This window comes from Lysinibacillus sp. FN11 (assembly GCF_024628845.1).
GTDB lineage: Bacteria > Bacillota > Bacilli > Bacillales_A > Planococcaceae > Lysinibacillus > Lysinibacillus capsici.
This window is the reverse complement of the sequence record NZ_CP102383.1, coordinates 1,479,081-1,504,660: the sequence shown is the minus strand read 5'-3', so window position 1 is coordinate 1,504,660 and position 25,580 is coordinate 1,479,081. Positions and strand designations below refer to the sequence as shown.

The window sequence follows — 25,580 nt, the reverse complement described above, 5'->3', positions numbered from 1 at the left end:
TGACTATGCAATTGATATATCATCATCTCTGATAATATCCCCTATTTTGAGCAACAAGTGTATTTTACAACATGTTAGTGTGGCTAATAAAAATACGGCTAGCGTATGTATAGGAATGCGTGAGTAAAAAAGATTGAGGCTAATCGCTTCAATCTTTTTTTCTTTATAACCCAGAACCCCTTTGAAGCTTTTTAGTCTTTAGCGTTATTTGCCTTTTCCTATAAACAATCAGACCAATAATAGAAAGAAGTAAAAGTACACTACTAGCAATTAAAAAGAATAAAGATAAACCTCTCTTTTCTCCCCAGTTGTTAAATGCTTGTGAGAAACCTATAAAAACCATTAAAAAAGATAGTACTAATTGAGGTTTTGAAACTTCTTTAAACAATAAGATACCTCCCTTTTTATTCACTTAATAATTTGAGGTGTTAAATGTAAATTAGGGCTGATTAAAACTGCAACGTGTGTAAAGTAACGCGTGAGTAAGGCTATTTAATTTATCTAGTTTCTATAAAAGTAAAAATGCTAGAATTTTGTTATAACCTTCTGGCGTATATGTATGATTTTTACGTTAGGTCAATGTTAGCTTATTTTGAATAGCAACCTAAACGAACGTTTACACCTCAAAAAAAAAAAAAAGCATATCATAATTTGGAATATGCCTTCATATTTAAATTCAAACTCTTTTAAGAAATTTATGATTGGATATGTGACTTTTAATAAATCAATCATACATAAACAAATTAAGACCACCCATCACGGATTGGCTTTTTTAAAAACGCCTCAGTTTACTATGAAAGATTATTTTTATTACTTATAAAGGAAATTTGTTCAGCTGATATAATAAAATCAATTAAATCCATCGTTTCATTTTGTAGCAAAACGTGAAATTCATATTTGTCATTCACTTTATATATTTCCTCATACAGCCACCATGCATCTTCTAACAAATTATCTTGTTTGATAATATTAAAATTTTTAAATATGACCTCATCTATATTTGTATAACTCCCGTTGTTATCAAGGAGTAAATTTAAGGATTTATCATTCTTGATTGATTTTATAATTTTGCAATCATGGAAGCTAAAATCCCCATCAATTTCTATATCCAGTAATGCTGAGTTTTCTTTTATATATCTTTTATAATCTTCAATTACTGTAGTTACAATTCTTTTATTTTCCTCGCAAAGTTGAGTTACAGCATTTATTACATTACGAGTTGCCTTATCTAAAGCAAACACCCTTATATCTGCAATCTGTTTTACTATTGTTTTTGGTAATTGCTTTTTTAAATACATAAGATTATGTATGAAAATATCATGGAATTGTTCTATTCCCTTCTCTTTATTAAAAGGTTCATAGTGATTATCTTCATCTCTGTTTGCTGTTTCATTAAATTTTAATATTAAATTAGCTTCTTCCTGTAAAGTAAGCCAACTATTTAATTCAAAGTCGTAAAGCTGTTGAAAATATTCTTCTGAGAATGTTTCAGCTTGCTTTTCTTCCTCTAAATGCAGATGAAGATTATTTTTTTGACACAGTTTATGCCATTCTTTAGTAAAATATTTCATTTTATTACCCTCGTCTCTCTAAGTAGATAAATTTTCCATTAACCTACCTCGCTAGCTTAATAATCTAATTAAACCCTAACTTGGCGATCCTGTAGTAAAAAACCACATGGTCAATAAAATCAACCAAATTATTACAATGCCAATAACTAAACGCTTCATACACAAGCCCCTCTCAGATCTTACTTCCACTAATCTGCTTTGTAATGTAATAATACCTCTTAACTCTTTCATTTGGATAACTATTTCCATTTATCACTCCAACCAATTAGCATGGATGAAAGCAAAATTAACAGACATGAATCCCGATAGGATATCGAATCTATGCCAAACAGCTTCCTAATGAAAATAATTGTATCTATCCTATGCAGTCACTTCATCGGAGAGTGGTTTATTCTTCCACCTATGTAATCCATCCTCCATTACAGATGCTTATAACAAATTAAAATTCTCTCAGCTTATCTCGTCCAGCTTTACATTAAACGACAATTCATCGTCAATTAGATTAAACGTATTAGCATTATCCTGTTTAGATAATATAGAGATATAATCATAGTAGTTTGGTAATATTTCAAAATCAGCATTTAAATACTCTCGTATTAATTGATCATCTTGAAACTTTGAAATATCCCCTATTAACAAATCATGTTTTATTAATTCTTTAGTATTGTTAGTAAAATCAGATACTACGTATGATAGAATATTGTTCTCATATTGCAATTTTTCAGAAGCACCTGAATAATTTAATAAAGATATCAGTGTTGCATTATTAAAATTTTGTTGATCAATTAAAGATGAAACCTTCATTAAATAAATAGATTCAAGGTGGTCATGATAAGGATTTTCAATATCTACATTTTTATACATTGATTGTTTTTCAAAGGGTCTAATTCTCCCGGTTTTTAACAGCAAAAAGTGATTATGATTGCTTAGATAGATGTTTTTGGAAGTATCTAATCTTAGTAAATTATCTCCGTTTGGAAGTAAAGGATTTAATTGTTTTATCTCTCCTGTTGAAGTGTCTACTAAAAAAATACATTGATAAAAAGGATGTCCATAGTTCATTTCTCTTTTCGTAATAAAATACAACAAATATTGATGATTAAGGTAAATTAACTTGGAATAATAGCTTTCATCCTTAAGTTCTTCAGAAGAAAAATAATTGTATAAATTTAATGTTACCGCATTTATTTGACTGAATGTTTGAAGATTAATTCTATGAAAATTTATGCTATTTTTATCTTTTAGACTAAAACAAAATTCATTATTCACAGTATCCAAAGCAAACTCGTCATAGCGGGTGTCTAAGCGTTGTTTGTTTTTGATCGTGCCGTTTTTTAAATGAATCACACATTGCGCAATACTATCATTTTCTACTAAAATGGCCTCAAACTCTTCTTTAATTTCATTTGTAGGAATTAGTTGTTTATTATTCAAAAATATTCCTCCTGATATTTTTCTTTATAGTAAATAAATCTATTTTACTTTTACTCCTTACCAGCCTCTGAATAAAGAAGTTTTTCGAGTTCGTCCACCTTGCTCCCGTCTAATTGGTGTGTGAGCCCATATGTTTCACCCTTGCCATCGTTATTGATGATTACGTTGAGATCGTGAAGTAATTCAGTGAAATACGTAAAACACTTAGTTAATTCTCCATAGAACTCAGCTGTATCAAGACCTTGCTGTTTCTCTACCGATATCACATAATCCAGATGTCCCATCAAAATCTGCAGTACATTTAAATTTTCAAAATCCTTTTGAAGGTCTTCCCTTGAACCCTAAAATAAATCATTTCCTTCGTGAGACGATCTGCCCTTAGATAATATTCGTCTACGTCTGTTGTTTTGTTAATATCTTGGGCATGATAGGCAATCCATGCTTCCAACGTTGGTTCAATTCCATAGTTATTGAAGCCTTCTGGGGTTGAAACATCCTTCCAGATTTTCGAAGGGTTTACTGTTGTTACTTGTTTGATTTTTGTTACTTCTGTTTTTACCTTTTCGCCTTTCGTTTCTTCGATACAACCTGTTAACAATCCACTAATCAATAGTCCTGTCAATACAACTTTTATGAGCTTCATCTCTCTCACTCCTTAGAAGGTTATCCATTACTTATAACAATACCTTACATTAGTTAATTTTATAATATTTTCCATTTAATAAATACGTGAAATATGGCTGATTTTCTATGTATCTCGCAGTAAAAAAAGCCACCCCTCATAATGAGTGCGACTTTTCTAACCACCTAAAATTCACTTTTCAATAGGGAAAAGATAGCGAGATCCACATACTTCCCTTTTTCAAATTCATGTTGCCTCAAAAGGCCCTCTTGAGAAAAGTTTAATTTTTCCAATAGTTTGATAGATGCTATGTTTTCTGGTTCTATTTTTGCTTCGATTTTATTGATTCCCATGGATGTAAAGGCAAAGTGGATGATCATGCTTAAAGCCTCTTGCATCACACCCTTCCCCCAATAGTCAGGGTTTAAATCATAGCCAATTTCTATACGATTATGCTCTTTTTCATAATTCAAATAGCCACATGTGCCAATCACCTTGTTGGTCTGAATTTCCTCGATTACCCATCTTAACCCTTTTTGTTCTTTAAAAATTTTCTCATACCAATTGATTTCATCAATAGCATCTTCAACTGAAGCAAACAATGGTAATGGCAGGTACTTCACTACATTTTCATTAGAATAAAGACTTAAAATATCTTGGGCATCATCCATTATCCCTTTTCGTAAAATAAAACGTTTTGTTTCCAATTGAGGAAAAACCGTAAATTCGAATTGTGTATGCATACTACCCTTTTTCACCATTTATTAGCATTTTACTATTGAATAATAACACAAAAACCTCTCATACTCTCTTTCTATTGCTATTACAAATCCTTCGTTATTATAGTAAATTGATTACAACCAAATAGCACCAACTCCGTCTAATAATTGAAAGGGTGTGGAAGATGCTTGAACATGTGAGAACATCAATAGAAGTTAGCAGTGAATGTAGTAAGGAGGAGAGGCTTGAATGGTTGATGAAGGCATACGGAGATGACATAGCACGTCTTGCCTTTACGTATATAAAGCACAAGCAGCTTTCGGAAGATATTGCGCAAGAAGTGTTTATAAAGTGCTATGAGCATTTAGATAATTTCAGGAATGAATCTTCCTATAAAACATGGTTATATCGAATTACTGTCAATCTATGTAAAGATAAATTAAAAAGCTGGTCTTATAGAAATATTGTTCTGACAGAATTTTTCTCAAAAATTAAGAGTACTAGTAAATCTCCTGAGCTGGAATTAGTCGGACAGGAGGATAAACGATTACTTTCTGAAAAGATTCTTGCTCTACCAATACGGTACAGAGAACTTATTATTTTATATTATTATGAAGAGCTGTCCTATAACCAAATAGCTGATTTGTTAGATTTGCGTTTACAAACCATTAAGTCTCGACTTCATAGGGCTCGCCTTTTGCTCAAAAAATCAATGGAGGGGTGCAAGATAAATGAATGATATGTTTAAAAATATAGGCAAGGCATTGGATGACACGGCATTCAAGGACATTCATTTTAATGAGAAACATAAAGAAAAAGTAAGGCAGAGGCTTCGAAAAGGTCACAAGAAACAACCCCAATTTCAATCCATTTTCAATCATTTGTTACCTATAGCTGTCATTGGTTTTTTTCTTATAGGGGCTAGCTATTTTATGGTCACGGAGCTGACAGAACAACCAGTTGCTAAGGGAGACCGTTCACACGAACCTACAATGGAAACTACTCTTTATCATCCCCCGATCCAAGAAGAATTTTATGGGGATATGACGAAAGAGGAAGTCGTGAGTAAATTATTAAATTCGATCGATTATTTTCACTCTGCAGCTGGAAAATTTGAAGAACATAAAATTTCTCAAGACGGTTCCACTAGAACATTAGGTGTTACTTATAAAGTAAGTACCAAAAAAGAAATTGGAGGCTATGAAAAAATAATCGCTTTAGATGATAACACGACGGGAATCAAGAACGATACACAGGAGTATTATTATAACAACAGAAAGAGCTGGTTAAAATATACAGCACTTAATGGACAAAAAGTTTCTACAGTTAGTGAAACGAAACAGAAATCAAAACGAGACATAGTTACTCCTGAGCAAGCTTTTAGTATTGACTTGAAATATCCGCCTATTTCATCTAATAAATTGAGAGAAAGACCTTCATTTGGAAGTTCAAGTATGTCGTTGTTCGCTTATGAGAAAGCAGCTAGTTATTTAAGAAATATGGAACATTGGGAGATTGAAAAACAAAATGAAGCGTTGTTAGGTCATAATACAATCGTATTAGCTGGGAAAATGGATGAAACGGTGACAAATAGTGAAAATTTAAAAGGCACGACAGAAGCGTTTCGTTTTTGGGTGGATAAAGATACTGGCATTCTCGTTAAAAGTGAAACATATGACCAAAATGGTGAGCTGACAAGCTATGTTCATCCAGAAAGGCTTGAAGTGAATGTGCCGATTGATCCACAAGAATTTATTCCAGACTTAGAGGGCTATCAGCTTCCTAGCAAACAGAAAAAAGATTGAGGCTTATTGCTTCAATCTTTTTTCTGTTTGAAGGTTTTAGTTTCTCAACATCATCAAACATTTCTCATCGATTTCTACCTCATCTACTGGCAGTTGGTCTAACCAAAGTTCGAATTTTTTCTCATGGTCCTCCCCTTCTTCTCCTATCCAGCAAATATAGATTTCGCAATAATCTCCTTTGGGAAGGAAATTCTTTAGAAAGTCACAAACATGAAGAAAAGTTTTTTTGGCTTTTTCATAGTTATGTGGGGAAGACACTTTATTCTCGTTATGCATTTGCCAAATGGGCTCTCCCTTTGTTTCGATTTCATATACATAGGGTGTTGTAAAATGCTTTGCCTGTACAATTTGGCGATTCTCTTCTACTGAGAAAAAATAAATTATGTCAACTTCATTTTCTGTATAGTCATCCTGTATTTCAACTGGAAAATTGAAGCCTATATAGGTTGCCATACTCATATTTTGCTCCTCCTATTAAAAAAACCCTGTAAATGTACAGGGTGTCAGCAACGTAGCTGTTGATAGTGTAAATAGACACGCTTTTGGGTTCGTGCTTCGATGAAATTTCCTTGCATCACCATTTCTTGGGCCACGCTTTGAAGAAATTGCTTGAAGGAAAAAGGCTTCGAGCGACGGGCTGTTCGCCTCTTTTTGTGAGGCTTGCTACCGTAGTTGGTCTACCGTGATGGCTGTTGCTTTGATGGTTTGGTATTGCGGCGGTGTTTTTGGTTCAATATAGAGCGTTGTATAATACGCATCCGCAATGACAATCACGTAAATAATGAATAGTAATCGTTTTGTTCAATGGTTCAAAAAAATCATTTCTCCCTTTTTTATAGCTGATAATGAAAACTTGTCTACTTATCATACGAGCAATTGATCAAAAGGTTTCAAAAATATTTAAAGGGAGACAAATTTCTGTCTCCCTCACGCCTCTAAGCTTCTGCCACCATCATTTTCCCAGCGATCAATGTCCCAGTGATCCTCATCTTTTCTCTCCTGATACCCATTGCATTCAATGGAACGAATGACATTTTGTCCCTCACCCTTTTCAAGCGTTCTTCTCTAGTTTATGAAGGGAAAGGGGTTTTCGTTCATCGTAAATAGGCTTAATTTTAAAGCCTAAGGCAATCGCAGCCCCAATACAGCTAAAAAGACAGCCTAGAATTAAATAAATACTAAGTGTTGATTCGCCAATGACAACTGAAGCAAAACCGCCAATTACGGGGAATAACGCAACCATATAGCCACTTTTTGCCCCGCCTATTCGTTCGACTAGTTTTAAGTAAAATAACCATGCGAGGAAGGATGCGATAAGCGTTAAGTACAAGAGAGCCGATAAGTAGGTAAAAGATTTAGGTATCACGACTGTTTGTCCCTGTAGCCAAACAATGGCACACATGACTGCACTGCCCAATGCAAAACCAATGGCATTGGCATAAACGGGGTTTATTTGATGCTTGGCATTTCGGGCAGAGCTTGCATCTCCGATGGCTGTCAGGACAGTCCCTACGAAGGCAATCAAAACTCCTTTTAACTCGATATTATGTAAAGCTGGATAAATCAGCACCCCCACGCCGATGACACCTAAAATGCCGCCAATTAAAACACGACGATGCAATGGCTCCTTGAGAAATATCCGTAGAGCGATGGGTGTTAGTATGACTTTTAATGAAAAAATTAATGTGACAATCGCAGCCGAGCTCCATATCGTCGCATAATACAGTGCTAAATAGCTGAATGCAAAATTACAAACGCCAAAAACGATGATAAACGGTACATCGCGCTGTTGTGGTTTACCCTGTGGTTTCAAGAACCAAGCAAGGATGAAAAATAAAAGGGCTGTCATGACTAAACGATAGGTTAAAGATAATTCTAAACTGACTGGCGTTCCTTAAATTTTGACTGCAATAAAATTAAGACCCCAGACAATTAAACAAAAGATATACATAAAATTTGTCATACTGTTTCAAATTCCTTCTACGTTGCTATTCCTGCCATCTTCCCATAATGATCGTATGATAGAACATACCATCTGCAAGGCATTTATCATTTTTCAGAATGCCTTCCACTAAAAAGCCCATTTTTTTATAGAGCTGTATCGCTTTTTCATTGGTTTCTAACACTTCTAGTGCTATTTTGCGAACACCATTGGCATCTGCCCAATCAATGGATTCTTGCAGCAAGGCTTTTCCGATGCCATAGCCCCAAAACTCTTTACTGACACCAACACCAAATGTTACTTTATGGGCAAGCCTTTTGAGTGGAGAGCCCTCACACCTTGAGAATCCAACGATCCGATCATCGACAACCGCTACTAAACATAGATTTTTGGGGCTTTCGCTATCCTGTTGAATAAGCCGCTCAAAGCCTGCTCGATCAATCAACGCCTCGCCCTGTTCACGATCGAAGTTTTCCGTTTCACCGTCTAATTGCAAGCGTAAATCTGATAAGGCTTGGGCATCTTCGCGTCGGGCACAGCGAATTGTATAGGATAGCTCTTTTATCTGGAGCTCTTTCTGATCAATCAGCATATTCGAATCCTCCAATTGACTGAATCCGCACAAAACGATTATGCCAAATGGATTCGTGATGTTGAATAATTTGTGGTGCTGCCAGTACATTACTATCTAAGGTGCTATGTGCATCTTCTATTAAAACATTATGCTGGTAGCCATGACTAAAAGCACTACGGATTGTTGTATCAAGACAAAACTCTGTTTGAGCACCCGCGAAAATCAATTGGTCGATGTGATGCGCTTGTAAATAAGCTGCAAGCTCCGTTTGATAGAAAGCGTCCCACGTTGTTTTTTGAATCACTTGATCCTCCGCCTGTCTAAGTAATCCATGATAGAGTTCCCAGCCTGGTTGACCTAATGCAAAATCCACATCATCTGCGTCTGTATGCTGAATAAAAATAACGGGTACTTCGTTGCGCCGTGCCCATGTAATGGAGGCATTAATATTTTTGATAATAGCTTCACTGTTCCAAAGATTTTGCTGGCTATCTAGAAAGAAAGCCTCTTGTATATCGATAATGATGAGTGCTTGTTTCATCGTGTCCTCCTTTGTGCATCAGTAGTAACATTTTTAATTGTACAGAAAACAATCTTCCATTAAAAGAAAATTTTGAACAACAAAAAGCACCTTTACAACATCGTAAGGTGCCTCAACTATGTACGGTACCATCTAATACATGTCACTATTAGATGGTGTCATGCGCTTGCATCATTTGATATAGGCTAATGTTTGATAAACTTGGTGAACCGAATGATTAAATGCTTGCTGTTCCTCTTCGTTTAAATGCAATTCAATTACACTTTCAATACCAGCTCCCCTAAAACAACGGGGACACCGATGCAGGCATTGTTTACTTGATATTCGCCCTGTAAATACGTAATGATGGGCAATACTTTCCGTTGATCCTTCACAATCGCTTCAATCATTTGGACAATGGCGGCGGCTGGGGCATAGTAAGCACTGCCATTGCCAAGTAGGGCGACAATTTCGCCTCCACCTTTTCGCGTTCGCTCCACTAATTGCTCAATCTGTGCTTGTGGCATTAATTTTTCTAGTGGTATTCCTCCGACATACGTATAGCGAACGAGTGGCACCATTTCATCGCCATGCCCACCCAAGACGAAGCTCGATATATCCTCGACAGCGAGCTGAAGAGCCTGTGCGATAAAGGTATTAAAGCGCGCTGTATCTAAAACACCTGATTGTCCCATGACACGATTTTTGGGAAAACCTGTAGTTTTCAGACAAACATAGGTCATGGCATCAACAGGGTTACTTAAGACGATAATATAGCTAGTTGGCGCATAACGTTTGATCTGTTCGCTTACCGTGCGGATGATTGCCGCATTTGTATGAATTAAATCCTGTCGTGTCATGCCAGGCTTTCTTGCAATACCTGCCGTGATAACCACAATATCAGCATGAGCTATTTCCTCATACTTTGAAGTAGCCGTCACCTGTACGTTAAATCTTTCTATGGGTCCAGTTTGGAGAATATCTAGCGCCTTCCCTTTCGCAGCATTTTCGAAATCTGGTAAATCGATAAGCACAATATCCCCGATCTGTTTCTGTGCGACCATTAACGCTACGGTTGCACCTGTATGTCCAGCGCCAATGATGGCGATTTTGGGTCGCCTAAAGCTCATCTGCCTCTCCCTCCTAACGACATAGATTCATTGCTAAAGATCGCCGATTACTTATCTGCCTGCTCATCCTCGACAAGTTTTGTTTGCTGAGGCTTCTGGCGAGCGCTTGTTTTTTTGGCTGCTGTCTCCGTCGCTTTTGTCGCTTGTTTTTCATCAATAATCGCTGTGAATACTTCATTGGCTGCTCGTGGAATTACATGTGCGCTTAGTAGCTTGCTCGTTCGCGTTGTTGCCGCTTTGCCAGCCTCAACCGCAGCCTGTACTGCACCCACATCTCCCTCGACAATAATGGTTACGATACCACCGTCTACTAGCTCCTGTTTCACTAATTGGACATTGGCTGCTTTTAGCATAGCGTCCGCAGCCTCAATGGAGCCAATCAAGCCATACGTTTCGATCATTCCTATCGCTTCTGTCACTGTGTTCACCTCACGATTCATCTGTGCCATCTATAATGCCAACAACAATGGCATCAATTGGACAAATACTGGTCGTAGAAAAACTTCGTACGGCAGCACTGCCCATTGTTAAAATGACATTATCCCCAACACCTGCACCTATACGATCTGCAGCAACAATTTGTTCATCACTCAGTTGACCATCCAGCTTTATTGGCTGGATAATGAGTAATTTCAATCCCTGTAGCCCTTCCTCTTTACGTGTTGCCCAGATATTTCCGACCACTGTTCCTATCCGCATGCATCCTCATCCTTTTTCGTGAAACTGAAGTTCAATTTCTAATTTTTCCACGGCCTCCTTCGCCAGTGCCGTCAACCTTGCCTCTTTGGGGACTATCACTGTCTCACCTTGATAACGGCTTACATCATTTGCCGTTATAATCTTGTGTTTAATTTCAATTGGAGGACGGACGAAGTTATTGTAAGGCTCTCCTGCCATCTTACCTGTTATAATTGAACCTGTTTCGCCCTGTTGGATGAAGCCTGCGTTTGCTTCATCTGTATCTATATGCATTTCTAATTGATAGTGATCAGCCACACGAATTTTCACTTGCTCAAAGGTAATGGGACGTCGCCCTTGCACCTTAACGGAGACATATTGACCGTTTTGAACACCTAACTGCTGTGCATCAGCAGGTGCCATATGAATATGTGCTTGTGCGATAATGACCCCTTCTTGTAAAATCAAACTTCCCCTAGGTCCTACCAGGATACAGCTAGCTGAGCCAGCAATTTCACCCGATTCACGCAAAGGTGGTTGAATTCCTAGGGCAATCGCATCAGTATGACTAATTTCAATTTGTGTGAAGGTGCGAGCTGGACCTAATACACGTACATTTTGGATGCTTCCTTTTGGTCCCACCACCTGTAGCGTTTCATGTGCTGCAAACTGGCCGGGTTGAGCTAACATTTTTTTCACACTTAACGTAGCACCTTTCCCAAATAGCTGCTCGACATGCTCTTGTTGTAAATGAATATGCCTTGCAGAGATACCTATAGGAATTTCATATGATGTAGGAGCTGCTTCTTTTTTAGGTAGTAATTCGGCTATGACATCATTAACAATTTGCGTTATTGCTTGTTCATTCATATAGCCACCTCACTCATTATTACACTTTTAAAATCGCTTCCAATTCTGCATGTGGTCGTGGAATCACATGTACAGATAATAGCTCTCCAACACGTTGTGCTGCTGCGGCTCCTGCATCTGTTGCGGCTTTCACAGCCCCTACATCCCCGCGAACAAGTACCGTGACAATACCGCCACCCACATGGACTTTACCAACAATATTCACATTGGCAGCCTTGACCATTGCATCGGCTGCTTCAATAGAGCCCACTAAGCCCTTTGTTTCAATCATTCCTAATGCGCCTAAATTCATCTCGTATCCCTCCTTCTCTTAAAATGCCTCTGCATCTTCAGGCAATGTTTGGCCACCATCAATAATGATCGATTGACCCGTAATAAAGCCTGCCTCCTTACTACTTAGGAACAATGCAGCATACGCTATATCCTCCACACGACCAAGGCTACCAAAAGGAATCGCCTTCGCCATCTTTTGTAGATAGGATTCACCAAGACCATCTAAGCCTTCTGTTGCAATATTTCCTGGCAACACGGCATTGACCGTAATATTATAAGGGGCTAATTCAAGAGCCGCAGTCCGCATAAAACCTAATTGAGCTGCCTTACTTGCGGCATAATGTGTCCATCCAGCATAGCCAGTCACCGGACCCGTTATCGATGAGGTAATAATGACCCTGCCAGCATTCGCTTTCTTTAAATGGGGCACGCAAGCTTTGACAGCAAACATCGTTCCTCTGGCATTGACATTTAATACCTGATCCCAATGGTCAGTGGTCATGTCCTCTAGTTTCATGGAGGGAAAAATACCAGCATTGGCACATAAAATATCGATGGAACCAAAGGAGCTAGCAACCTCCGTAGCCATGCTTTCAACAGATTCATAGTTTTCAACATCAACAGTGGCAGCAGAAGCTGAGAATCCTTGCGCTTGTAATTGATTTGCTACTTCTGTGGCAGCTTCAATACCTCTTGCTGCAATCACCACATGAGCACCCTGTTCCGCAAATACGGTAGCAATCCCCTTCCCAATTCCTTTACTACCACCAGTAACTATGACAACCTTCCCCGTTAAATCGACCTTCAACTCGTTCCTCCACCTTTCCTTTTCTTCATTTTAAGTACTTGGCTTTTTCGCAATTTCTGTTACTAATCCATTCACCGCAATATCTGGCCTTAAAATAGTCGAAGAGGCAATCCATTGGTTGGCTGCTTTAGCTAGTTGTGTACCAATGGCTATCGCTTCCTGAATGGCCGCTGTGTCCCCTTCAATGGCAATGGTTACTAGAGCCAAATCGATGGTTTCTTGTCGAAGTATTCGAATATCCGCTGCTTTGAGCATAGCATCTGCGATTCGTATGGAAATCGCAAGTCCTCTTGTCTCCACAATACCAATCGATTTCATCATGTAACAACACTCCTGCTAATATCTTTGTATCGTCATCCCTTTTTCCTGGATCATTTCTTGTGCTAGTGCTGTAAGTTTTGTGTGGGCAGGCAGTGTCAGCTGTTGCCCCTTGTACGATTGAAGCATCTCTGCTGTCAAATAGTTTGCCACTATAGTCGAACGAATAGGTTCCTCTTGCTGCTTTAAAAATCGAATAAGCTGTGCAAATAACTGAATGTCACAGCCAAACTCCTTTAGGCGCTCTATATGATGCAACAACATTTTCATGTAAGGATTCGGTTCCTTTGCTGTGACAACAGCAGATAATTTTTCATTAGGAATTAAAATTGCTGTTCGATTGTTCACCAGCAACTCAGACAGATACAAGGCTGCCGGTGTAGTAGGCAAGCCTTGGGCACTGCTGACGATAAATGTTTGATCCACTTCGAGAAAAACAATAGCATCGTAGAATAGCTGAGTGGGACTGATGGTATCATTTGCCTGCCACTCCTCAACATGGCAATAGCTTTGTAATACGCCCACCTGTTTCTCAGAAATGGTCGTATGAGAATGGACAAGCAAAAGTCTTTTATGCTTTTTTTCCATCATCGATGTGACTACTTCTTCGATGATTCTCTGTAATTCTTTTATATCCATACCTGTCACTCCATTTTGATAAGCTTGCCAATTGAATACTGTTGAAGAGCGGCTGCATTCGCCTCATCTGTATCTACATGCATCTCAAGAACGAATGCTGGTGAAACGCGTATGACCACATTCATTAATCGTAGTTGACGTACATCCCCACAGATTTCCACCGTCACGATTTCCTTATCTTGGACATTGAAGGCAATAGCATCGGATATATCCATGTGTATATGTGCTTGTGCAATAATCAATCCTTGCTTTTTATGGAGAGTTCCATGAGGCCCAATCAATGTAATCGATTCAGATTTTTCTAAGTCGCCTGACATACGAATCGGTGGTGTTACGCCAAGCTTGATGGCATCCGTTTGACTGATTTCGATTTGGGTTGCAGTGCGAAATGGGCCTAAAACCCGAACCTTGTCAATTTGACCTTTGGGTCCCTTTAGCGTTAGGACATGCTGTGATGCAAATTGACCTGGCTGGGAAAGATCCTTCCAGCTCTGTAACGCTGCCTCTCTACCAAATAAATAATAGAAATCCTCCTCATTAACATGACAATGACGGGCAGAAATCGCAATCGGGATACTTTGATTCGTAACAACAGCAGCATGTACTTGCTTGTTTTTCATCACACCTCACTTTTCACTTAGGTAAAATTGCGTATAATTCCGAATGAGGGCGTGGAATAACATGTACCGATAATAGCTCACCTACTCGACGTGCGGCCTCAGAGCCTGCATCCGTCGCTGCCTTGACTGCCCCGACATCACCTGTCACCAGCACCGTCACAATACCGCCACCAACATGTACTTTCCCTACAATATTGACGTTTGCTGCCTTTACCATGGCATCTGCCGCCTCAATTGATCCGATTAAGCCTCTTGTTTCAATCATGCCTAAAGCTCCATTTATCTCTACGCTCATTTCCTTTTCCTCCTCTAATTACTTAGCTTTGTGAGTACTTCCTCTACAATCTTTTCAATGGTTAGCCTGTCAATAGATACCCCTTCAATTGCTTGCATCGGTAGAGGCTGTATATTTTGTGGATGCCGTGGGGGAGGAATCGTTAGTGCCTTCACACCATAGGCCACTCTTTTTTTATTTAATAAATGATGTGCAGAAATATTATCACTCGTAATATTTCCCCCATAGGCCCCACAGCCCAATGTAAAGGAAGGCGTTAAACTTGTCGTACCGCCTGCTGCCCCAACAGATGCTAAAGTATTGACTACTATTCTGGACACGGGCATTTGAGCGGCAAACTGCTTAACAAAATGTTCGTCCTGTGCATGAATAGCCAAGCTATGTCCTCTTCCTCCAACGTCAAGCAAGCGACGGCAAATCTTTACGGCTTCTTCCTGCGAGCGAGCCGTATAAAGACCTAAGATAGGAGAAAGCTTTTCCATGGAAAATGGATACTCCTTCCCAATCTCCTGTTCCTCCGCCACTAATACACGTGTATGTCGAGGGACATCAATATTGGCCATTTGGGCAATTACGGTTGCTGGCTTCCCAACAATTTGGCTATTTAATGTACGAGCTACTGGTGAAATTACCTTTGCTAATTTTTCCTTGTCCTGCCCGCTAAGAAGGATGGCCCCATTTTCTGCTAAAGCAGCCATCACCTGCGCTTTTACCTCCTGATGCACGACAATAGCTTGCTCTGTGGCACAGATAGTACTATTATCAAAAGATTTACTATCGATAATTTGTTTCATTGCCTCGTTCACATTTGCTGTGCGATCAATATAGACAGGAACATTCCCAGGGCCAACACCATAGGCTGGTTTCCCTGAGCTGTAGGCAGCTTTGACAAGCCCTGCTCCACCAGTTGCTAAAATGAGCTGTACATCACGATGATGCATAAGTTCCTCTGTTCCTTTTAATGTTGGATGGCTAATCCATTGAATAAGTCCCTCTGGTGCTCCTGCCTGAACGGCTGCCTGCTGACAAATTTTCAATGCCTCAATGGTGCAGTTGACTGCTGTTGGATGAGGACTAAAGACAATGGCATTTTGCGCCTTTAAGGCAATTAGCGTTTTAAAAATGGCTGTAGCAGTCGGGTTTGTGACAGGTGTAACTGCCGCAATAACACCGAATGGATAAACAATTTCCACCTGCCTTGCTACCCTATCCTCGTGTATAATGCCTATTGTCTTTTCATGCCGAATGGCTTCATAGACACCTTGAGAAGCCAGTTCATTTTTTATTTTTTTATGTTCAATAATGCCCATCTTTGTTTCCGTAACAGCTAATACGGCTAGATTTTCTGCCTGTTTATACGCAGCTTGGGCAATGACCTCGACAATTCGATCGACCTGCTCTTGCGTAAAGCTGGCATACATTTTTTGCGCAATCGAAGCGGCTGCTATACCGTCTCTTGCCTCTTGTATCGAAACCAAATCTTGATCGCTCACCATATGACGAACCTCCCGTCATGTAAATTTTTTTAGGGCAATTAAGTCGCTCGAATTAGCTACAGAGACAGTGCCTGATGATTGCTGGTGCAGACTTTGCCAATGCTGTAATTCATGCGTAGATAATGCTTCATAGGAAGGGACAGTTGATTGCTGCATCTGATGGTGATTTTCTTTTATTAATCGAAATGATTGCCATTCCTGTAATTCTTCATTTGTTAATATTTTAGAAGCTAGTTCAGGCTGAGAGCCTTGCGATAGTTTTTCCAATACCAATTCAGTAATCTTGGCAATTAGCTGATTGTCCATATGCTCACTCCTTTTCGATTAGCATGGTGAGAACAGATTCGTCATACGCTTCAATGATTGTGGTTGCATCAGGTAAATAATCCTTTGGGTATGTGGCTACAGGAATAATGCCAATTGAAAAACACATGCCAGCATTTTTAGCAAAGAGCATATCTGCATTCGAATCGCCAATCATCACAGCTTTCTCAAGTGGTACTTGAAATTGTTCCTTTGCCACATATGCTAAGTCTGGGAAGGGCTTACTGGATGTAGCTTGGTCACTGCCTAGAACGAATTCAAACAAAGCTAATAACTCTAGCTGTTGTAAATGTGATTTGGCTCGTGCCGTTTGATCAGCTGTAATCACTCCTAATTTCATCCCTTGATTTTTTAAGGTTATTAAAAGATTACGAATACCAGGTAATGCCTGTACCTCGCTATTTTCCTGCTGTGATGTGGCTAAGTTGGAAGCTGCTCTCGCCAGTGTTACCCCTTTGCTCCATGGGATTCCCTGCTGATAGAGTAAAAATGCCACGATCGTCTCAGCTTCTTGTATACTTCCAATGGCTAGAGGACTCGTTGGGTCAATCGTTGCTCCATTGTCGTTAACCCCTATGTTTCTTAAAAAGGTTTGTAAGGAAAAACAGATTTTTAAGTCTGAATTTTCAGTTAAATTGACATATAAATTTTTTGCCCAGGCAATCCATAAAGAATCCATTTCAATGATTGTTCCATCCTTATCAAAAATGACCCATTCCACTTTTGTCATAGGAAAACCCATCCCTTTATTTATTCTCGTATAGCCTCTATTGGCGATACTGGTGCTTGCACCTCTACCTGCACCTTAGCGTCCTTCGCAAAGCGTTCCTCTGGTGCATCCTCATTAATATGGTGTCTTGCCCACACCCAATAATAGACCGTTGCCACAGCAAAAACAGCCAAACAAACGATGAAAAAAGTCAAATTTGCAAAGAAGCTCGCAAAGATAGCAATGACGGCTAGCACAAGTGAGACAATAGGCGTAAAGGGATACAGTGGTGTCTTAAAGGTACGCACTAAATGAGGTTCTTTTTTACGCAAAATCAGCACCGATAAATTCATCGTAATATACGATACTAATGCCCCAAATGTAGAAATTAAAATTAAATCATCTGGATTAAATAAAATGACTAACACTAACCCGATAAAGCCTGGCAAAATAATGGCCATATATGGTGTCTGACGCTTTTTATGCATCTTCGATAACATGCTTGGCAAATAGCCTGCACGTGATAAAGCATAGACCTGACGAGAGTAGGCCAAAATCACACCTGAAAAGCTTGCAATTAGTCCTACTAAGCCTACAGATGCTAAAATCTGCGCCAACCAATACGTATTTCCAAACACAGCGGCAATCGCTGCTGGCAATGGATCTTCAGCAACCGTCATAACATCGATGCCAGCTAGCCCAATGGCAACAGTTGTTGTCAAAATGGATAAAATCAGCAAGGTCACCATACCTGAAATTAACCCCTTTGGCATGTCCTTCTGTACATCTCTCGTCTCCTCCGATAACATAGGCAACATCTCGATTGCTAGGAATAGCCACATCGCATAGGGCAATGCTGACCAGATACCTTTAAATCCACCTGGTATAAGATCACCACTCTCAGGGAATAAATGGCCTACATTAATTTGCGGCAATCCAACGAAATACATTAATACTAATAACCCTAACGCGATAAAGACAAGCACCATTTCAATTGTGGCATATTCCTTAATGCCAATAATGTGAACACCCATGAACAGAGCATACATAAAGGCAGCTGCCACAACTGTCGGTACGGCTGGAAATAAAAAGCTAATATAACCCCCAATACCAATCGCAATAATTGGTGCGGCAATGACATATTGCAGCACGACACCAACCCCTGTAATAAAACCGATATAACGACCCATCGCCCGTCGAGCAAAGGAGTAAGGGCCTCCTGCATAAGGTAACATCGTCGATAATTCAGAAATACCTAAGGTCATCGTTAAATACATAATCGCCATAAATAATGTGGCAATGAGCATTCCTAAAAAACCAGATTGACTTAAACCAAAATTCCAGCCAAAGTAGTTACCAGAAATCACAATGCCGACGCCAATTGTCCATAAATGGATGGGTGTAAGGGCTTTCTTTAATACGATGATTTCATCCTTTTTCGAAGACATGTTATTCGCCACCTTTTATCGTTATTTAGTTGTTACAGTCTTGATACTTTTCTACATAGGCTTTCACTAAATCATCACTCTGAAGCGTGTAATTTTCACCAAGTAAGCGCGTTGTCTCATTATCTCGACTTCCAATCCACGAAATAAGCTGTAGTCTTCTCATTAATATAAAAGTTGGGATCATCTCTTTTTCTTCGTCTGTTAATAATCGAATTTTGCAGTAGCCCTTAACCCATGAAGCGATCAACTCATCAAGATACGGCATATGCTCAATAAAGCTCACCGATGTGGCTAAATCATATAAAAACCACCCAAAACCACAATCATCAAAATCAATCACTTTAATTTCATCCCCATAGATGAGTAAATTAGCTAAGCGTAGATCCGCATGGATAAGGCCAAATCTTGTTTTATCTTTCCCAAATGCCTCAAGCTTCTTTTGAATGATATGTGATGCTTCCTCATATAAAGCGATTCGTGCAGGGGTCATTCCAAGTCCATCCTGCCATCTCGCCCATTTCGGAGATTGACCTAGAATCGTATCATAATCCCATGTCATGCGCTGAAAGGCTTGGTAATAATCATGCTGCTCGATTGTATGTTTATGGAACATGGCTGTTATTTCGCCTAATGTTTCAAATTGCTGAATTAAATCATCTTCATTATTCTCATCAGGAGCAGTGCCCTCCAAAAATGTAAATAATGTGCTATAATATATCGTGTCATTATACGAATGAGCATGTACGTAGTCACCGTCATCTGCTCGCATCGGTAATGATACATCAATAGGAGATTGCTCATGGAGCGAGTTTAACCAGGCAATCTCCGCTTCGATTTCCTCTTTTTTATGGTAATTTGGTCGGCTGATCCTCAGAATATATTTTTTGCCCTGCACATCTTCTACGAGATACGTTGCATTTTCGGAATAATCAATCATTTTACAAGATGCTTCTAGTAAACAACTAAACTCCTTTAATGCATCATTTGCTGCTTGATGAAAGTTGGAAAGGACCAATTCTAAATCTATGAAATCCATTTGACCCATCTAGAAAACCCCTGTTTACTAAATTGACAAGCTTTCTTTCCTTTAATAGCGTGCAAATTTTACAAGCTGCGCTGCTTCTTTAATGCCCGCCTCACATTTTTCAAGCAATTCATCACAGTACGCTTTATCACATAATAGCCCTGGCTTAAATTGCAACACACGTGTATCCAGCATTGAATAAATAGCCCATACCCCATGTTTGTACAAGGAGCTCATCACATATTTAGCCCCTTCAGGATGATTAAACTCTAGGCCCATAACAACGCCAAGCTGACGAATGCCCACAAAGAAATCTGGATATTGTTGTTGAATACGCTCTAAGCCACTTCGTAGATAACGAGCAACATATTCTACATTCTTTACTACTTCAGGACGTTGGGAGATTTCTAATACTTTCATCGCCACTACACAACCTAGTTCTGCTCCACCAAATGTAGAAATATGAGCTAGTCCATCTTCTTCCATCCAGCCGCCTGCTCGTTCATTGACCACTGTAGCTGCAATTGGATAAATACCGCCACTTAGACCCTTTGCTGTCACCAGAATATCTGGTTTCACACCATAGTGCTCAATACCCCACAGTTTACCTGTTCTCATTAAGCCTGTTTGCACCTCATCTGCAATATATAATGTCCCGTATCGTTCACAAAGTGATTTGACATCAGCCAAGTAATTAGCAGTGGGCAAGGGGAACCCATATGTCGCAGGGATGGTCTCGATAATTACGCTAGCTACATCCCCTCTAGCAAGCTCACGTTCCATTGCCGCAAGATCATTGAATGGCACGTGCACAAATTCATGTGGACTGCCCTCACTTAAAAACGGTTTTGAATAGCGTTCATTGCCAAGCGAAACTGCAAGACCTGTGTGCCCATGATATCCATTTTTAATGGAAATCGTTTTCTTACGTTTTGTAGCATAACGCGCACACTTTAGGGCAACATCAATTGCTTCACTTCCACCACTAGAGAAAATAGAATATGTTAAGCCTTCTGGTGTGCAGGCTGCTAATTTTTCAGCTAACTGTGCACGTGCAGTAGATGGAAAATGATGATTGCCAATATCAAAATAATTGGTTCCTTCCACTAATGCAGCAATGACTTCTGGATTACGATGGCCAAGGTTATACGTTCCGCCATTGAGATGCGCATTCATTAATTTTTTGCCATCCACATCGTAAAAATAATAGCCCTCTCGTTTCCCGATAACGACATCGACACCATCGATTTGCCACTGTTTCGTTTTTCCTGGATTCCACCAGTCAATTGATTTTTGTAAGGTTGCCTGTTTATTTGCAAAATAGTCCATAGTTTCCACCTTCCTATACATTGACGTCATCCAACATTTCACCTGCAATGAATAACTCCACTTTTTTCTGCTGTAATCGTTCCTGCCATTGTGTGGAGCTCTTTTGATCTGTAATCACCATCGAAACGTCCTCTAAATGACAAATATGCGCAAATGTAGAGACACCAAATTTCGTATGGTCCGCTAAAATAATCGTATTTTCTGCCCGCTCTATTAATTTCTTTGAAATCGCTGCGCCCGTAATATCATAGTCGGTAATACCATCAGCTAACGAAATCCCACCTGCAGCAACAAAAGCTTTATTTGCCTTTAGTTGATTAAAAAATAAATCAGCTAATGGACCTCCCATAAATTTTTGTCGATGTTCATATTCTCCTCCCGCAAAGAGCACCTTCCCTTGAAAGCATTCTGCGGCTAATGATAAAACTGGGAGTGAATTGGTGACGACAATGACGTTGGGCTTATCACCTAAATAACGAACGATTTCATAGGCTGTTGTACCATGACCGATAAAAATAACATCACCGTCTTCCACAATACTTGCAGCAGCCTTACAAATCCTTCTCTTCTCTATATTGTTAAGTGACGTTTTCTGTTCAAAGGTCCTCTCATACTTTTCCTTTGCCTTCACAGCCCCCCCATAGACTTTGTGTAGAAGCCCTTCTTTCTCCAATCGATCCATATCTCTACGTATAGTCTCGCCTGAAACATTTAATAGCTGCTCTGCATCACTTACCTTTACTTTTCCTTCTAAATCTAAAATATCTAAAATCACTTTTTTACGTTCCTCAAACGAAAGAGACATACATCATCACTCCAAACACAAAGTTAAATCCAACAAAATCCACAAATCCAACACTTTATTTCTGTATTTATGTGGATTTGTTTTGAATTTTAAATAATAGTTCGATAATTGTCAATACTCAGGATTTTATTTTACGTATGATTTTTTCTCTCTAAAGCCACTTATTTCTCATAAGTGTAAAATGAATACTCCACAAAAAACCAATTTCAGTTGTCTCATAATGCTCTCTAAACCTTTTTCAAAATATTTTTCTACAACTATTTTTTCTCATAAAAAATCCCCCTTCATGGTAGAAACCATAAAGGGGGATGACGAGATTATTTTGTTAATTCTTCAACAAATTCAACAGGTACATATGTTTTGCCGGATTCTAATAAAGCAGGGGCTACTTTAAATTGGCGAAGCGCTTTATTATAACCATATTCTTTTTGACCTCGCGTAATTGTATACGAAAGGGCTCCTTTTGAAACAATGGCACCTTTTGGCGTTACTTCCACCTTAAAGCCTAGCTTTTCAGCGATTAAGCGTAGCGGCACCATTTTAGTCCCATCTACTTCGTAAAAGTCTTTATTGATAATTTCTTGAACCGCTGAATCAACTGGAGCTGGTTCTGGTGTTGGAACTGGATCCACTTCAACAGGTTCTTCCTTCTCAATCGTATCTAATACGATCACTTTTGATGGCGGTGTTTGAGCAGGGATGCTCATTGTTGCGATTGTGTAGAACACCACTAAATGCTGCTCTTTTAAATCGTCCACTTTCACATCTTTACCAGTAGCACTTGCTAGCTTCGTGTCTTCCCCAACATTTAACTTAAGGTTATTTTCAGTATCCACTAAATCTTTATTGAAGAAATCCACTTCCACGCTACCCATTTCTTCTGTTTCTACAATGATTACTTCTGGGTTGTATTGTGGTGGATAAATCGCAAGCATCGGCTTCTTGGCATAAGAGTAAGCTGAGACCTTATTTCCTTTTTGAAGCTTGGCTTCTTTTCCCATATTGTCGAAAACTAATGAGTCTTTATTGGCAATCACAATATTTGTATTGTCACCATCCACCACTGTATAGTATGTGGCATTTTCACGTACTTCTACGTTTTCAACAGTACCTGTCACTTTAATAAAAATAGGCTGCACTTGTTGCACTGAAGTTTCTGCGTTAATCACAGTAGGTTCCCCTTCGTTCGCTGATGCAGTTGGAGCTCCAATCGCGCCCCCTAATAATAATGCTGACATAGCAAATGGTACGACCTTCGTCATTTTCATACAAAAAGCATCTCCTTCATTTTCCCGAATTCAATAAAGTAGTCGTATACACAAGAAAAAGGTTACAAACTGTCTCCATTTTTATGGCTAGAGCTTTGCTTTCGCGGGTATCTACCTTCTCTCCGCGGATATTCGCTTCTTCGCGATTTTATTCTACCCCCATCAAAAGATAAATCTCAGCCGATTCAGGATGCGTTGTAAGAAATATTGGTTTTCGCTTTGCTGAGTTCTTAGCTCGCGGGCGACGTCAGGATGGTCGGTGATGACGCCGCTGACATTTTTTTCGATGAAGGTTTGCAGGGAGCGATCGTCATTGAGTGTCCAAACAAATAAATCGGTCGGATGTTGCTTCAATTCTTCGATAAGCTGCTCCGTTACCCAGGATTCCTCCAGTGCGATAAAATCAACATTTTCCTCCATTGGTCCAATATTGAGTGCATAAACAATACCGACACGCAAATTCGGCACCAATTTTTTTAATTGCGTCATTTTTTGTCCATCGGCGGATTGCACATAGTAGGAATCTAGCACCTTGTATTTTCGTAGCTTCTCTACTAATTTAGGTAAAACATCTTCCGTTTCCTGACCATGTACCTTTAATTCGATTAGTAGCGCCACATCTAACGCTTTGGCAATTTCAATACAATCATCTAATGAAGCAATTTTATCGCTAAAGCCATTTTGATGAATGGTTAACGTTTTTAGTTCGCTCAGGGTCATATTCGCAATGACACCATTTTTACCTGCTAACCTTCGTAATGTTCGATCATGGAAGACAACGAATTCCCCATCCACAGTTTGTTGAATGTCGATTTCAATTAAATCTGCCCCCGCATTGGCTGCACTCACCAATCCACTAATTGTATTTTCTACATTACCTGCTACATAGCCGCGGTGGGCAATAATTTTGGTATCTGGTGCATAGACACTTTTCTCTAAGGAATTGATATTCATCATACTTAATACGAGAAACACAATGCCACTGATCAACAGCAATGGCTTATAGCGCCGCTTCCGATGTGTAGTAGCGCTGATTTTACCCATCACTGGCGTATTATACGTGATGGCGACCATAACTTGTGAAAACATCGCCTGTAATAAACTAAATAGCACCACAAAGACCATTTCTAAAAAGGCTAGTGTCAGCCCAGCCGTAATCAAGGCTGCACTTGGCATTAAACGTTCAATTAAATAGAGTGGAAACGTAGCGACCACTGTTATACCAAGCATCATCAACAGATGACCTGTTAAAAGCATAGCTAGTAGCACGACTAGTTCAAATAATCCACGCTTGGAAAATCGCCAGCTTTGCTTAAAAGAACGCAAAATTGAGATGTTCGGCTGGATTGTAAAGATAGGTAACGTTAAGATACTTCGAATGCCTATCATCACAATGATGCTTGCCACCACAGCATATGCTAGCCTACCCGCTCGACTACTCATGATTTCTTCAGTTAGAAAAGGTGGTAGGGAGATGGATTGAGTCAATGTAAGGGGTAGCATAAAGGAAGCTAGTGGCATTAATAGCGCTAGATAGACGATGAGAAATAAAACTTGCACACTAAAAAAATAAACAACCTTGCGATTTAATTGTTGCCATAAAGGAAGAAATCGGTAGCGAAGTCCTCGTTGCTGATGAAAGGCCATGAGAAATAGAAAGCCCATCTCATAATATACAAATAATAAAAACAGCAAAATTAATAGACAAATCATTATCATCACAAAGGGATGCGTCACAAAGCTTTGCCAATTTTGCTCAGTAATATGTGTAAACCCAGTTACTCGTAGCATGAGCTTCAAGACGATAGAGGTTACAGGGATCATTAATAAAAACTGAAAGATTCTAATTAATGCGAAAACCTGTACATAATCGAATCGATAAACATAAATATTATGGACAGCCTGTCGCATTACTTGTCCTGCCTTGTGCACATACTCACCCCTATCATGCTGTTAAAATCGCTCACTACTAACGTATGTTTTGACTGCTATGGCCCATTCCTCAAAGCCAATAAAATAGCACTCCTCTACACCAAAGTAGGCGTCAATTTTTGTATTAATCGTGACATTCACCATTTTTTTGAAACTTTTTAGCATGTCACCCTGTATATAACTAGATACCCACTACAGAAAGGAGCGCAAACATGAAATTCAACCTTGGTGATATCATTAGTACAACCGTTCTTTTATGTATGTTTCTAGCAATCTTTTTCGTGATGATCCATATGATCAAAAAAATGAAATCCACTGCCCCTGTGTCTCCTCCACCAACCATGCAACAGCAAGTAGAGGACTTATCAAAACGTGTGTCGACCTTAGAACAACAAGTAAAACAACTAGCTGACAAACAATAGTCCC

The 25,580-nt window shown here is 39.2% G+C and carries 30 protein-coding genes and 2 pseudogenes; 3 read left to right on the top strand and 29 right to left on the bottom strand.

What is annotated here, in order from left to right:
- Nucleotides 1-163: 163 nt before the first annotated feature.
- The 6 genes from NP781_RS07810 to NP781_RS07785 all read right to left on the bottom strand — a co-directional run bounded on the left by NP781_RS07810 (nucleotide 164) and on the right by NP781_RS07785 (nucleotide 4,370).
- Nucleotides 164-388, bottom strand: a complete 225-nt coding sequence (locus NP781_RS07810; RefSeq protein WP_257521929.1) for a hypothetical protein — start codon at nucleotides 386-388, stop codon at nucleotides 164-166.
- 403 nt (nucleotides 389-791) lie between these two features.
- Nucleotides 792-1,571, bottom strand: coding sequence for a DUF4085 family protein (locus NP781_RS07805; protein WP_257521928.1), 780 nt, complete (start codon nucleotides 1,569-1,571; stop codon nucleotides 792-794).
- Between the two features lie 450 nt (nucleotides 1,572-2,021).
- Entirely contained in the window at nucleotides 2,022-3,005 is a 984-nt protein-coding gene (locus NP781_RS07800; protein WP_221683176.1) for a hypothetical protein, read from the bottom strand.
- Nucleotides 3,006-3,055: 50 nt separating this feature from the next.
- Entirely contained in the window at nucleotides 3,056-3,271 is a 216-nt protein-coding gene (locus tag NP781_RS07795) for a hypothetical protein (RefSeq protein ID WP_257521927.1), read from the bottom strand.
- A 35-nt stretch (nucleotides 3,272-3,306) separates the two neighbouring features.
- Nucleotides 3,307-3,648: a hypothetical protein gene (locus tag NP781_RS07790; protein ID WP_257521926.1), complete on the bottom strand. Its 342-nt coding sequence runs from the start codon at nucleotides 3,646-3,648 to the stop codon at nucleotides 3,307-3,309.
- Nucleotides 3,649-3,812: 164 nt separating this feature from the next.
- Nucleotides 3,813-4,370, bottom strand: a complete 558-nt coding sequence (locus NP781_RS07785) for a GNAT family N-acetyltransferase (RefSeq protein WP_221683174.1) — start codon at nucleotides 4,368-4,370, stop codon at nucleotides 3,813-3,815.
- Nucleotides 4,371-4,531: 161 nt separating this feature from the next.
- On the opposite strand from NP781_RS07785, the gene NP781_RS07780 reads away from it, so the two are divergent.
- Nucleotides 4,532-5,086 (top strand): sigma-70 family RNA polymerase sigma factor, encoded by a 555-nt coding sequence (locus tag NP781_RS07780; protein WP_004228968.1) that lies wholly within the window; start codon nucleotides 4,532-4,534, stop codon nucleotides 5,084-5,086.
- Nucleotides 5,079-6,152 (top strand): hypothetical protein, encoded by a 1,074-nt coding sequence (locus tag NP781_RS07775; RefSeq protein WP_257521925.1) that lies wholly within the window; start codon nucleotides 5,079-5,081, stop codon nucleotides 6,150-6,152. Before NP781_RS07780 ends, NP781_RS07775 begins: the two co-directional genes overlap by 8 nt.
- A gap of 36 nt (nucleotides 6,153-6,188) precedes the next feature.
- On the opposite strand, the gene NP781_RS07770 is transcribed toward NP781_RS07775, so the two are convergent.
- The 23 genes and pseudogenes from NP781_RS07770 to NP781_RS07660 all read right to left on the bottom strand — a co-directional run bounded on the left by NP781_RS07770 (nucleotide 6,189) and on the right by NP781_RS07660 (nucleotide 25,154).
- Complete coding sequence (locus tag NP781_RS07770) at nucleotides 6,189-6,611, bottom strand: hypothetical protein (RefSeq protein WP_257521924.1); 423 nt, start codon at nucleotides 6,609-6,611, stop codon at nucleotides 6,189-6,191.
- A gap of 592 nt (nucleotides 6,612-7,203) precedes the next feature.
- A pseudogene (locus NP781_RS07765) lies at nucleotides 7,204-8,115 on the bottom strand (DMT family transporter).
- Between the two features lie 25 nt (nucleotides 8,116-8,140).
- The gene (locus tag NP781_RS07760; RefSeq protein ID WP_221683170.1) at nucleotides 8,141-8,686 is read right to left on the bottom strand and encodes a GNAT family N-acetyltransferase; all 546 of its coding nucleotides are present in this window, start codon (nucleotides 8,684-8,686) and stop codon (nucleotides 8,141-8,143) included.
- Complete coding sequence (locus tag NP781_RS07755; RefSeq protein WP_257521923.1) at nucleotides 8,676-9,209, bottom strand: cysteine hydrolase family protein; 534 nt, start codon at nucleotides 9,207-9,209, stop codon at nucleotides 8,676-8,678. The genes NP781_RS07760 and NP781_RS07755 overlap by 11 nt, the downstream gene beginning before the upstream one ends.
- Before the next feature lie 171 nt (nucleotides 9,210-9,380).
- Nucleotides 9,381-10,318: pseudogene (gene mdh / locus NP781_RS07750) on the bottom strand (malate dehydrogenase).
- 47 nt (nucleotides 10,319-10,365) lie between these two features.
- On the bottom strand, nucleotides 10,366-10,758 hold the full coding sequence (locus NP781_RS07745) for a BMC domain-containing protein (protein ID WP_221683211.1): 393 nt from the start codon (nucleotides 10,756-10,758) through the stop codon (nucleotides 10,366-10,368).
- The gene (locus tag NP781_RS07740; RefSeq protein ID WP_004228986.1) at nucleotides 10,748-11,017 is read right to left on the bottom strand and encodes a EutN/CcmL family microcompartment protein; all 270 of its coding nucleotides are present in this window, start codon (nucleotides 11,015-11,017) and stop codon (nucleotides 10,748-10,750) included. Before NP781_RS07740 ends, NP781_RS07745 begins: the two co-directional genes overlap by 11 nt.
- Before the next feature lie 6 nt (nucleotides 11,018-11,023).
- A complete protein-coding gene (pduL, locus tag NP781_RS07735; protein WP_257521921.1) occupies nucleotides 11,024-11,866 on the bottom strand; it encodes a phosphate propanoyltransferase in 843 nt (280 codons plus the stop codon).
- A 19-nt stretch (nucleotides 11,867-11,885) separates the two neighbouring features.
- On the bottom strand, nucleotides 11,886-12,158 hold the full coding sequence (locus NP781_RS07730; RefSeq protein ID WP_221683166.1) for a BMC domain-containing protein: 273 nt from the start codon (nucleotides 12,156-12,158) through the stop codon (nucleotides 11,886-11,888).
- An 18-nt stretch (nucleotides 12,159-12,176) separates the two neighbouring features.
- Complete coding sequence (fabG, locus tag NP781_RS07725) at nucleotides 12,177-12,947, bottom strand: 3-oxoacyl-ACP reductase FabG (protein WP_221683165.1); 771 nt, start codon at nucleotides 12,945-12,947, stop codon at nucleotides 12,177-12,179.
- Between the two features lie 30 nt (nucleotides 12,948-12,977).
- Complete coding sequence (locus NP781_RS07720; protein WP_048390435.1) at nucleotides 12,978-13,268, bottom strand: BMC domain-containing protein; 291 nt, start codon at nucleotides 13,266-13,268, stop codon at nucleotides 12,978-12,980.
- A 15-nt stretch (nucleotides 13,269-13,283) separates the two neighbouring features.
- On the bottom strand, nucleotides 13,284-13,904 hold the full coding sequence (locus NP781_RS07715) for a hypothetical protein (RefSeq protein WP_221683164.1): 621 nt from the start codon (nucleotides 13,902-13,904) through the stop codon (nucleotides 13,284-13,286).
- A gap of 5 nt (nucleotides 13,905-13,909) precedes the next feature.
- Nucleotides 13,910-14,524: a phosphate propanoyltransferase gene (gene pduL, locus NP781_RS07710; protein ID WP_221683163.1), complete on the bottom strand. Its 615-nt coding sequence runs from the start codon at nucleotides 14,522-14,524 to the stop codon at nucleotides 13,910-13,912.
- A 13-nt stretch (nucleotides 14,525-14,537) separates the two neighbouring features.
- Entirely contained in the window at nucleotides 14,538-14,819 is a 282-nt protein-coding gene (locus tag NP781_RS07705) for a BMC domain-containing protein (protein ID WP_004229005.1), read from the bottom strand.
- 14 nt (nucleotides 14,820-14,833) lie between these two features.
- Entirely contained in the window at nucleotides 14,834-16,315 is a 1,482-nt protein-coding gene (locus tag NP781_RS07700) for an aldehyde dehydrogenase family protein (RefSeq protein WP_257521920.1), read from the bottom strand.
- A gap of 15 nt (nucleotides 16,316-16,330) precedes the next feature.
- On the bottom strand, nucleotides 16,331-16,621 hold the full coding sequence (locus tag NP781_RS07695; RefSeq protein ID WP_221683161.1) for a hypothetical protein: 291 nt from the start codon (nucleotides 16,619-16,621) through the stop codon (nucleotides 16,331-16,333).
- 4 nt (nucleotides 16,622-16,625) lie between these two features.
- Nucleotides 16,626-17,369: an HAD-IA family hydrolase gene (locus NP781_RS07690; RefSeq protein ID WP_221683160.1), complete on the bottom strand. Its 744-nt coding sequence runs from the start codon at nucleotides 17,367-17,369 to the stop codon at nucleotides 16,626-16,628.
- 20 nt (nucleotides 17,370-17,389) lie between these two features.
- On the bottom strand, nucleotides 17,390-18,796 hold the full coding sequence (gene eat / locus NP781_RS07685; RefSeq protein WP_221683159.1) for an ethanolamine permease: 1,407 nt from the start codon (nucleotides 18,794-18,796) through the stop codon (nucleotides 17,390-17,392).
- A 25-nt stretch (nucleotides 18,797-18,821) separates the two neighbouring features.
- Nucleotides 18,822-19,841, bottom strand: a complete 1,020-nt coding sequence (locus NP781_RS07680) for a phosphotransferase enzyme family protein (protein WP_257521919.1) — start codon at nucleotides 19,839-19,841, stop codon at nucleotides 18,822-18,824.
- A gap of 42 nt (nucleotides 19,842-19,883) precedes the next feature.
- Nucleotides 19,884-21,149 carry a class-III pyridoxal-phosphate-dependent aminotransferase gene (locus tag NP781_RS07675; protein WP_202341857.1) on the bottom strand — a complete coding sequence of 422 codons (1,266 nt, stop codon included), beginning with the start codon at nucleotides 21,147-21,149 and terminating at the stop codon, nucleotides 19,884-19,886.
- A 13-nt stretch (nucleotides 21,150-21,162) separates the two neighbouring features.
- Nucleotides 21,163-21,954, bottom strand: a complete 792-nt coding sequence (locus tag NP781_RS07670) for a DeoR/GlpR family DNA-binding transcription regulator (protein WP_004229022.1) — start codon at nucleotides 21,952-21,954, stop codon at nucleotides 21,163-21,165.
- A 317-nt stretch (nucleotides 21,955-22,271) separates the two neighbouring features.
- Nucleotides 22,272-23,222 carry a stalk domain-containing protein gene (locus tag NP781_RS07665; protein ID WP_221683157.1) on the bottom strand — a complete coding sequence of 317 codons (951 nt, stop codon included), beginning with the start codon at nucleotides 23,220-23,222 and terminating at the stop codon, nucleotides 22,272-22,274.
- Between the two features lie 162 nt (nucleotides 23,223-23,384).
- Nucleotides 23,385-25,154: a glycerophosphoryl diester phosphodiesterase membrane domain-containing protein gene (locus NP781_RS07660; protein ID WP_221683156.1), complete on the bottom strand. Its 1,770-nt coding sequence runs from the start codon at nucleotides 25,152-25,154 to the stop codon at nucleotides 23,385-23,387.
- 212 nt (nucleotides 25,155-25,366) lie between these two features.
- Here NP781_RS07660 and NP781_RS07655 point away from each other — a divergent pair, with 212 nt between their 5' ends.
- Nucleotides 25,367-25,576 (top strand): hypothetical protein, encoded by a 210-nt coding sequence (locus tag NP781_RS07655; protein ID WP_004229027.1) that lies wholly within the window; start codon nucleotides 25,367-25,369, stop codon nucleotides 25,574-25,576.
- Nucleotides 25,577-25,580: the final 4 nt, after the last annotated feature.